Origin of the sequence: Methanobacterium formicicum (assembly GCF_029848115.1) — an archaeon.
Classification (GTDB): Archaea; Methanobacteriota; Methanobacteria; order Methanobacteriales; family Methanobacteriaceae; genus Methanobacterium; species Methanobacterium formicicum.
This window is the reverse complement of the sequence record NZ_JARVXG010000051.1, coordinates 55,722-65,000: the sequence shown is the minus strand read 5'-3', so window position 1 is coordinate 65,000 and position 9,279 is coordinate 55,722. Positions and strand designations below refer to the sequence as shown.

Annotated in this window: 16 protein-coding genes (1 of these 16 cut by a window edge); 14 read left to right on the top strand and 2 right to left on the bottom strand. The window is 36.5% G+C overall.

What is annotated here, in order from left to right; translation table 11 throughout:
- The 3 genes from QC759_RS07620 to QC759_RS07610 all read left to right on the top strand — a co-directional run.
- Positions 1-42 carry the 3' end of a site-specific integrase gene (locus QC759_RS07620; protein WP_048072094.1) on the top strand. The gene continues 1,128 nt to the left of window position 1, outside the view, so 42 of the gene's 1,170 nt are visible here — the last part of the coding sequence; its start codon lies beyond the left edge, outside the window; the stop codon is at positions 40-42.
- A gap of 90 nt (positions 43-132) precedes the next feature.
- Entirely contained in the window at positions 133-1,179 is a 1,047-nt protein-coding gene (locus QC759_RS07615) for a ParB/RepB/Spo0J family partition protein (RefSeq protein WP_048072093.1), read from the top strand.
- Positions 1,180-1,182: 3 nt separating this feature from the next.
- On the top strand, positions 1,183-1,965 hold the full coding sequence (locus tag QC759_RS07610; RefSeq protein ID WP_048072092.1) for a hypothetical protein: 783 nt from the start codon (positions 1,183-1,185) through the stop codon (positions 1,963-1,965).
- A gap of 93 nt (positions 1,966-2,058) precedes the next feature.
- Here QC759_RS07610 and QC759_RS07605 read toward each other — a convergent pair whose 3' ends face one another.
- A complete protein-coding gene (locus QC759_RS07605) occupies positions 2,059-2,292 on the bottom strand; it encodes a hypothetical protein (protein ID WP_048072091.1) in 234 nt (77 codons plus the stop codon).
- Positions 2,293-2,660: 368 nt separating this feature from the next.
- On the opposite strand from QC759_RS07605, the gene QC759_RS07600 reads away from it, so the two are divergent.
- Positions 2,661-2,858, top strand: coding sequence for a hypothetical protein (locus QC759_RS07600; protein ID WP_144405516.1), 198 nt, complete (start codon positions 2,661-2,663; stop codon positions 2,856-2,858).
- A gap of 28 nt (positions 2,859-2,886) precedes the next feature.
- Here QC759_RS07600 and QC759_RS07595 read toward each other — a convergent pair whose 3' ends face one another.
- Entirely contained in the window at positions 2,887-3,060 is a 174-nt protein-coding gene (locus QC759_RS07595) for an AbrB/MazE/SpoVT family DNA-binding domain-containing protein (RefSeq protein ID WP_279845453.1), read from the bottom strand.
- 257 nt (positions 3,061-3,317) lie between these two features.
- On the opposite strand from QC759_RS07595, the gene QC759_RS07590 reads away from it, so the two are divergent.
- The 10 genes from QC759_RS07590 (at position 3,318) to QC759_RS07545 (ending at position 9,179) form a co-directional block, all read left to right on the top strand.
- A complete protein-coding gene (locus QC759_RS07590) occupies positions 3,318-3,494 on the top strand; it encodes a hypothetical protein (protein WP_243687898.1) in 177 nt (58 codons plus the stop codon).
- Between the two features lie 2 nt (positions 3,495-3,496).
- Positions 3,497-3,850, top strand: coding sequence for a hypothetical protein (locus QC759_RS07585; protein WP_048072090.1), 354 nt, complete (start codon positions 3,497-3,499; stop codon positions 3,848-3,850).
- Positions 3,847-4,275, top strand: a complete 429-nt coding sequence (locus QC759_RS07580) for a hypothetical protein (protein ID WP_048072089.1) — start codon at positions 3,847-3,849, stop codon at positions 4,273-4,275. The genes QC759_RS07585 and QC759_RS07580 overlap by 4 nt, the downstream gene beginning before the upstream one ends.
- A 1-nt stretch (position 4,276) precedes the next feature.
- A complete protein-coding gene (locus QC759_RS07575) occupies positions 4,277-4,651 on the top strand; it encodes a hypothetical protein (RefSeq protein WP_048072088.1) in 375 nt (124 codons plus the stop codon).
- Positions 4,652-4,653: 2 nt separating this feature from the next.
- Positions 4,654-4,944, top strand: a complete 291-nt coding sequence (locus QC759_RS07570) for a hypothetical protein (RefSeq protein WP_048072087.1) — start codon at positions 4,654-4,656, stop codon at positions 4,942-4,944.
- A gap of 4 nt (positions 4,945-4,948) precedes the next feature.
- Positions 4,949-5,107 (top strand): hypothetical protein, encoded by a 159-nt coding sequence (locus QC759_RS07565; protein ID WP_277896965.1) that lies wholly within the window; start codon positions 4,949-4,951, stop codon positions 5,105-5,107.
- Positions 5,108-5,328: 221 nt separating this feature from the next.
- Positions 5,329-6,096, top strand: a complete 768-nt coding sequence (locus tag QC759_RS07560) for a hypothetical protein (RefSeq protein ID WP_048072086.1) — start codon at positions 5,329-5,331, stop codon at positions 6,094-6,096.
- 5 nt (positions 6,097-6,101) lie between these two features.
- Positions 6,102-6,902, top strand: a complete 801-nt coding sequence (locus tag QC759_RS07555; RefSeq protein ID WP_048072085.1) for a hypothetical protein — start codon at positions 6,102-6,104, stop codon at positions 6,900-6,902.
- A gap of 3 nt (positions 6,903-6,905) precedes the next feature.
- Entirely contained in the window at positions 6,906-7,346 is a 441-nt protein-coding gene (locus QC759_RS07550) for a hypothetical protein (RefSeq protein WP_048072084.1), read from the top strand.
- Positions 7,347-7,733: 387 nt separating this feature from the next.
- Positions 7,734-9,179 carry a PAS domain-containing sensor histidine kinase gene (locus QC759_RS07545; protein WP_052659948.1) on the top strand — a complete coding sequence of 482 codons (1,446 nt, stop codon included), beginning with the start codon at positions 7,734-7,736 and terminating at the stop codon, positions 9,177-9,179.
- The last annotated feature ends 100 nt before the right edge of the window (positions 9,180-9,279 follow it).

Sequence of the window (9,279 nt, the reverse complement as noted above, 5' to 3'; positions counted from 1 at the left end):
TTACAGTTAAAAGGTATGGAATCAGATCTTAATGATGAATGAAAATTGTTTAGTAAGATTGGATAAATGAAAAAGTAAAGATATTAATTATAATATTAGATAATTAAAGCATTTTATTGGGTGGTATTACTAGTGAAAATTAAAATTAAAGATATTACAATCCCTTGGTATGCTCCAAGAGAAAAGGTAGATGATGATTATATAAATGATTTGATGAGAAGTCTTGAAGAATATGGGCAATGGAATCCTATAATGGTTAGGTTAAATGAAAATAAAGAATATGAACTTATATCAGGTTTACAAAGGGTTTCTGCGGCAAAAAAATTGGGTTGGAAAGAAATAGAAGCCAATATTGTTGATTCAACCTTAGAAAAAGCTGCATTACTTGCTATAGAAACAAATCTTGTTAGGAAAGAGTTACAAGAAATTGAGGAAGGACATGCCATTAAAGAAATGATGGATAGACTTGGATTAAATCAAACACAAATCGCTAAAAAATTAGGTAGAAGTAAAAAATGGGTCAGTAATCGGTTATCGTTAGCTTTAGATGTTGTTGGCCCTGTTAGAAAAATGATTGCGAACAATTCCCTTTCACCAACTCAAGCAGTAATTATAAGCCGTTTACCACCTAATAAACAGTCTAAATTCGCTGAAATTATAATTGAAAGGGAGCGAACACTTAACAAAAAATTAAACCAAGAAGAAGTGCGTGCAGAACTTCGTAAATTTGGAAATGATACAATTTTTACAGTTAGTTATGAAGGAAAAAAAATAGAACCATTTATTGAAGAATTAAAGAAAAATAAAATAGATGTTCTGTTGGATGTAAGGGAAAGTACTAAAAGCATGCAAAAACCCGAATTTTCTGAAGAATTTCTCCGAAAGAATCTTAAGAATGCTGAAATTAAGTATTTAACTAGGAAAGACTTGGGAGCGCCTTATGTAATAAGAGAAAGTTACATTAAAGGAGGACTAAGCCAAAAATGTTTTGAACAATGGTATAAATGGAATGTTACAGAAAAAGAAGGGAATAAGATACCTGATTTAGTTGAAATGATCAAAACTCAGGGAAAAACCGCTTTAATGTGTTATGAAAAAGATATAAATAGTTGTCATCGAAATATTTTAGCAGGGTTAATAATGGAAACAGGATCATTTGAAAAAAGGAGAGATTTATAAGATTTGGGGAGTGGAGGGGGTTTTATAGGAACTAAATCCGAAGTTATAGATGATTTAATTATTTTAGGCCGTGCTTGTCCTGAAAAAATACGTGACGGGAGAATAACTGTTTGTACAGCAGGATATTCAGAGACATCGGGTTTTATTAGAGTATATCCCACTCACTTATACATGCCTTGGCATCAATGGGATATTGTCAGCGTTCCAGTAGAACAGAACCCCTATGATAATAGGACAGAAAGCTGGAAGATTAAAGGTTCAAAACATGAATGGGATAGTCTTCATAAAAAAATTGATATTGTAGGAAACTTCAAAGAAAAACATCGGCTTGATTTTCTCCATAATTTAGTTGATGGTTGTGTAAAAGGTATTAATGATGATAAACGAAGTTTAGGAATTATAAAACCTACAATTAATAATGTTTTTTTTGCTGAACAGAAAAATTACGATTCCACAACTCAAATTGATTTGTCCGGTTTAGAACAAACTAAAGTTAAAGATCAATATCCTAACCAGCCTCGTATCAAATATAATTGTAGCGATTGTAAAGCTACGAATAATCATGACCAACAAGTTTTAGAGTGGGGTTTTTACGAATGGATGCGCAAAAATCCCGGAAACATAGAACAAGTTTGGGACAACGCACGTATTTCTGATAGTGAGTATGAGAAATTTTTTTTCATAGGTAATCATTTTAGATACAGATCCAGTTTTTTCATCATTAGTGTTTTAAGAGTTAAAAAGAAAGGAATTCAAAAAAGTTTAATACCTTTTAAGAAGATTTGAGGCTTAAAAGTTTTATTAAAAATAGCTTGATTCTTCAAAAAGTAGAATAATAAGGTATCTAATTTAAAAAAAATAAATTTTAAGATTATTTAATTATCTTCCATATCTCCTTGCAAAGACTCCTTTTGTAGTTGCAACACCCGTTTTATTATCAGATTTTCCATTTTCACAATCTTTATCTTCTTTTTTACCATAACATTCTGGACATAAATTTTTTGCTGGTTTTTGCGGCATTGTTTCACTTATATCTTCTAGTTCCGGATACTTAGAACAGTTTTTACACCAATGCCAAAATTTATCGTCTGCTTTTTTAACATACAAAACCACTTAATCACTCCCCTCTTAAATATTGTTTGTTCAGATTTATTGTTATTAATATTATAAAAAAGTTAGAGAAATTAACATGTATATATAAGAATTACTTCTCAAGTGCTCTACTGCTCTACCCTTAATATGAGATCCACTAAACTCAATCACTAAGAAAAAAACCTATAGTAAGTATTGTAAAATGTGAGAATTCACAGGGGCTATTGGTCGCCAAACGTTCACCCCCAGGAACCTCACACTGCAGACTTACACCATAGCAAACTGTAAGGAGTGGTATGGATGCTGCAAATTAAAAGTGTATTAGGAAAAGTAAATATATTTTCTGTTTTGAAAAGGCGACCCCAACATAACTGTGTTGGGGTGGCACTGTGAAAACCGAGTTAGACAGGTTACGGGAAAAATTCGATGAGAATTATTCTACCTGGAGTCCTGATCTTCCTTATTCTGAGAGGGAGCGTTTAACTCGGGAGAATCGTCGGATTTTTAATCGTATTTTAGAATTAAATCAACAAGGTAGCCATGGCCAGGTAGGAGATAGTTACAGTTTCGGGAGGTTCAAAAGATGATGAATCTCCTTAAATTCGAAAATAAAAATTATTCTGAGGCTTCCTTTTCAACACATAAGGTTGGAGTCCCATCGCCAACAATCCCAGTCCACTTGATAACATCGCCTTCTTTTATCTCAAACAGATCTGCAATTGCCTGGGGTATTGTCACGTTCACAGATCCACCTTTCCTTCCAACTTTTGATGTTCTTATCATCTTCATGTCTCCAATATTGGCTTTTTTATGTATATTAATGTGTACTTTTAAGGTATATAATTATTACTATTTAAAAGTATATTATAAAGTATATTCCAGTATAGAAAAGTATATAAAATAGAGTATATAAGAGTATACTTAAGTATACTTTTTAGAGTATACTTTTAACTGAAGAAGTTATCTTCAATCTTTGTTCGTGAGGATGTTTTTCTTTTTTTGCATCCTCCAAAACCCCCCATACAGGGATATTTGGAGGAAAAACTATGTTAAAAACTAAAATAATCGAAGGTGATCGTAACACCTTTGTAAGAGAACTGGAAAGGGCCGAATCAGAGGGTTGGGCTCCAAATATGCGTAGTAAAAACACAACTATGATTTTAAGAGGACAGGGCCACTATGCACACCATAGTATCATCTGTCAGCGGTGGGTGGTGGATTAGACATGGTAAACCCCCGAGTCAAAGAAGTCCTGATGAACCTTAAAACCATGGACACTTGCACGGATCTGACTCTAACCTGCAATGATAACAAGTTCCAGCTCTTTTACAAAGGCAAACAACTGGGGGATGATTTAACCCAGGCCGATCTACGGGCAATCTCCAAGAACGCTCTAGATTTGAATATTGTGCAGCATGTTGACGTGAGCAATCTGCTTTACAATGAAAGAATCCAGAACGTTGCAGGATTCATCAAAATAGAAGATGATGTGGCCCGGGCATTTCTCCACGTCATCCATAGGATGAAGTTCCAGAAACCAGCCGCAATATCCACATCCCGGGCGGAGGTGGCCACATGAGTTATATTTTTAATAAAAACCACAATCGCACCCATGAACCCGGGTGCAGGGCTGTAGGGATGATGAACCGTGACAAAAACGAATTGGAAGTGGAAGAACCTCGTGGCCATGGCTGCAAATGGTGTGGAACACCAGCAGGCTACATCCAGTACCCTTCCAGGGAAAGAGACACTGGCCTGGATCCATATATCGGTGAGAAAATCTGCCATGACACCCACATCAGAGAACTTTTGAAAAAAAATGGTTGCAGCTGCGGATCCCACCAAGGCGATATCAGAATGTATCCACACAATGATGGGATCCAGGTCCCGGGTGAAGATGGCACATGGTGGATCTATTTCCACTGTTACAAATGTGGCCATGACACCAGCCTATCCAAAGTTCCTGAAAAAATAATCCGTGAAGTAGCCCAGGGGGTGGCCTAGTATGCGTGATTATTTCGCCGGCAAAGATGGTATGAAAATGATCCTGGACCAGTTGAAGCAAAACCCTAGGATGGAAATTTCATCCATAACCACAAAAACCTGGCCTCTTTGTGGTTGTTTCGATGATACAAACATTGAACGGCTCCAATGGCACGGGGCCGAACTTAGAAACGGTGATGTGGTTTACTGCCATGAGCCGGAAGGGCTAATTTTCAAGGTCCGGATACGGGTTGAAAGGATAGACCCTGGAAGTGAAGAGGGCATGGCCGCAACCATAGAAGCAAACATTGAGAATCACCTACGTTTCATGAAAAAACAACGAGAAGGGCAGGCGTGTACTAATTGCGATGTGCCATTTGCAGAGGAGGGATTGTAAAAATGAATAGCAATTTGATTCTAGCAGAACACAACAAAGCCCTCCAAGTTTTTCCTATTTCTGAAACTGCAGCTGAAGTCCTTGATACGGAATATCGTGTGAACATCAAGGAATACCGAGGTGAAGTATTGCTGGAAGCCAAAATAGGCCCTGGCCGGGACCTCTTGTCTTTCACAGAGCTTGGCAAATTCATGATTGAGGAAGAGGTTAAATTCACCTATGAGGCCGAATCTTATCTGTTAGAACTGCACGACTTTCAGAAGCTTTGTAAAATCTTGGAACAGGTGGTATAACACAATGAAACGGAGTTTATATCCTAAAAGGGTGCCTGTTTGGAAGAATTTTTTATCCAAGTACAGGTATCAGGCCCTAGCCCTTTTAATCATTGTCATATTATTGATGGTGATTGGTGGAGTTCATAATCCAAGTGAGCTGGAAGGAGTGTATGTTCAGTAGACTTGCAAAGAATGTAGTAGTTAATTTGTGTGCACGTTGTCATTTTGAAAAAATGTATCTAAGCAAAAAATTAAAAACGGAGGAGAGAGAGTGTTTTCAGGAATAAACGATTTTACCGGCAAAAGTTTAATCAGTTTTTTTACTCCTTACTGTACTCTACTCTACTCTACTACTACTTACTTACATTCTAACTACTACTTAACTACTACTTTGTTTGCAAATTGCAAAGAATCTACTACTTTTCTTGCAGGGGTGATGGTCTGAAACCTCGCCAAAAACCTGTAAAAGTCCATGAAAGGGACACTGTAACAAACCGCCAGAAAAAGCTCCAATACATAGTAGACGACCCCAACAATGTCACTGGCGAATTTGAAAAATTTGTACGCACTAAATACGGTTTCACCAAAGGCATAATCGGTAAAGAATTAATAGAAGCCCTAGAAAATCATCTAGCTTTACATAACTTCGGACCATTCAAGAACAAATCATTAGACTTTACAGATTTTCTAGGACCTGCACACAAACATCTGAAATCAAATCATCAAACCCTACTTAGTCACCTGGAAGATCTGTTCCAAGAAGGTGAAGTGATCAAATTCAAACAGATCCAAGATGTTATCAGGAGGGAATTTGGCAGAACCGACAGAAGAACACATAAGAGTTATGTTGATGCCTTACGTTCAAGGGAACTATTAATTCAACCTGATGGGGTCCGAGATTATGAGTACTATTTCTTCAAGGAACAACCCCAAGCCCGGGAGAACCGTCCAACCCATGTGGTTGATGTTCAAACCAGGTTAGTGTTTCCAGGGAACAAAGTTTTTGAACTTTTACCCGGACCAGGTACGACTTTTACGGTGCAGCGTTTACGGAAGATGACCACCTTAAAAGATGCAGATTTCCAAACCGGACTGAAACAATTGACCCAATTTGGAATTATTAGTGATGTTGGAATAGGGAAATTCAGAGTTAATGAAATAGAGGTGTAAAAAAAATGGCTTTAACAACTGCACAACGGGGAAAAATTAGAGAAATAAAAGAAAAATACAAAAAAGAAGGATTAAAAGAAATTAAAGGCCGTGACGGTGTTTGGAGGCCAACAGTAATTGGGGAATCATTCAAGGGCGAATATCTAGAATGCGTTCCAGACGCTGACAACTACCACCGCAATAAATACATTTTTTCAGATGACAATGAGTTGAAAGATTCCAATGGCCGACTAGTTGGCTTGGATGGCCGTATAGCTCTTTTTGGAGGTGTGACCCTGGATGACTCTATGGCCTGGATCCCAATTGGGGCCCAGGTGGGGGTGATCTATTGTGGGGAACGACCTAACCCAGGATATAAACGTGCTACAAAGCTGTTCACCGTGATGAGTGACAAGGAACTTGATGTTCCTATGAATATTTCCACATCCACTAAAAAGAAACCAGCAGCAGATTTGGCCATTGATGATGAAGCTGCCAGAGAATTAATCGAAGACTGCAAAACCTTTCTGGACAGTGAAGGGAAGAAAAACCCATCCATACTGGACATTGCAAATTACGCTGAGAAAATCATCCAGGAAGACGATAAACCTGACCACCAATTACTGGACCAGGTTCACACTATACTGGCCCGGGATCTAATCGCTGAATGTGCTCTTTCTCTGACAAGTGACGATAATCTTAACCCTTCAGAGGAAGAAGTTGCAGAGTGTGCTAAGAAAATCCTGGAAAACAAAAACCGGCCCCTTTTAACTAAAGTTCAAGTGTTACTTGCTGAGATTGTGAAATCTAAAAAGAAAGAGGTGTAAAAAATGGGAAAAAGACCACGTTGGAGTCCTGAAGAAAAAAAATTCTTCAACGAATGTGTTGACAAAGGAATGACAGATGCCCAAATTAGCAGTGAATTCCATATTAAAACCAAATTTGAAAAGGCTAAAGGGTTTCACATGCGCACTCCTGATGCTATGGGCCGCCGCCGCAGATTCTTAGCAATGGAACGCTCACCCGTGGAAGGTAAACCTTTGAATCATAGAAGGTCCTGGTCACCAGAGGACGATGACCTTCTCAGAACCTACAAAGACAGGGGAATCAGTAAGGAAGAAATGGCTGAAATTTTCAACCGAACAGAACGGGCCATAGATACTAGGATTCGGTACTTAGAAAACAAAGACACCACTCCTTCTCATTGGTTGCATCAGCTGAAAGGATTCTTTAATCATATTTTCCGGAGATTTGGCCATAATAGGGGTTGATTATTGTTTTTCAACCGATCGAATATGCCACGGATCCAGACCTGGCAGGCATCTATGTTATATTTGATGATGGTGTCCTTTTACAGCTAGCTGTAAAGGGCACACATCAATTTTATGAAGTCAGTTATTATTTAGGTGAGTGGTTCTGCCAACCATGCCCCGGTTTCCATTATAGAGGTACCTGTAGCCATGTGGATCGGGCCAAAAGGTTTTACGAGAAAATGATGTGTTCTGATGGGTATTATAATAAATGACTTGGAATATGTGCGTTTACTACCAAAAAATTCATAATCCAATTGATTATCAGTACAAAAAAGAAGAATTTAAAGGAATTATCTTAGAGATGTGCTAATTTGGGGTAATGCGGGATTCTAATGGAGATCCTTAATGGTTTATCATGCTCTATTTTGGCAAAAAACTTATATACAGTGGAACCAGATCGAATATAAACATTTTTATGGGTTAGTTCGTGGAGTGTGGTTACGTATGGTTATTACTAACAAAGAATATGAGTTTGCTTTTAATAACTGTCCTGATGCCATATTATTAACATTATCAGATGGGACAGTTTTATCAGCGAATCCGTCAGCTTGTGAACTTTTTGGTTACACTGAGGATGAATGGTGTGATTTGAAGAGATCAGATCTTGTGGATGCAACTGATTCTCGGACATCTGTTTATCTTGAAGCAAGAAAAAAAGAGGGAAATGTAGAGGGTGAATTGATTTTCATCAAGAAAAATGGTGAAAAGTTCACAGGGCATATAAAAAGTGCTCTTAAACAACCAGAAAAAAGCTTAGGAAAAGCTTGTGTTATTATTAAAGATATAACTGAATTAAAACGTGCGGAAGAATCTTTAAAGAAAAATAAAGAAAAATATTACGACCTATTTTATAATGCACGTGTGGGAATATTTCGTTGTAGAATAAATAAAATGGAATTACTTGATGTTAACAAGAAAATAACTGAACTGTCAGGTTATACCAAAGAAGAACTATTGAATGATGTCTCAATTGTCAAATTTCCTTATCCTGAAGAAATTGAGAATATTATGAGGAAATTAGAAGAAGAAGGTTTCATTGAGAATCATGAAGTCCATATCTTGGATAAAATGGGGAATATTAGAACAGCTTTGGTTTCATTCAAACTATATCCCGAAGAAGATTTTTTTGAGGGAACTGTAGTTGATATTACTAAAAGGAAAGAACTAGAACTAAAATTGCAAAAATCATTAGAAGAAAAAGAAATTTTACTAAAAGAGACACATCACCGAGTTAAAAACAACTTAGCTATTGTTTCAAGTATGATTAATCTGCAGTCCTCTTATTTTGACGACCCTGAAGCATTAAATGCTTTTAAAAATATCCAAGATCGTGCCAATTCCATGTCCATGATTCATGAGAGGTTATACAAGTCTAAGGATTTAAAAAACATAAATTTTGGAGAATATTTAACCAGATTATGTAACAATCTCTACAAAACTTACACACATTCAACCAATATATCTTTAAAACTCAATATTGAAAATTTATCAGTGAAAAATGATGTTGCAGTCCCCTTAGGACTAATTGTCAATGAATTATTCACAAATTCCCTAAAATACGCATTTCCAGATGAAAATGGAAATTTACAGGTAGATTTTAGAGGAAATAATGAAATGTATATGTTAAGTATAAAAGATGATGGTATTGGTTTACCTGAAGACTTTGGAATAGAAAAAACAAATTCACTAGGCTTAACACTGGTAAAAATTTTAACAGAACAGATAAATGGTACTTTGGAAATTGAGTCTGAAAATGGAACAAAATGGTTGATAAAAATTCCAATTTCCTAATTTATAGCTTGATCTACAATAATTTTAAAATATCATCATCTGTGAATAGTTTATTCGTCAAATAGAAGATTATAAATATTTTAAATTACAATTATTAATT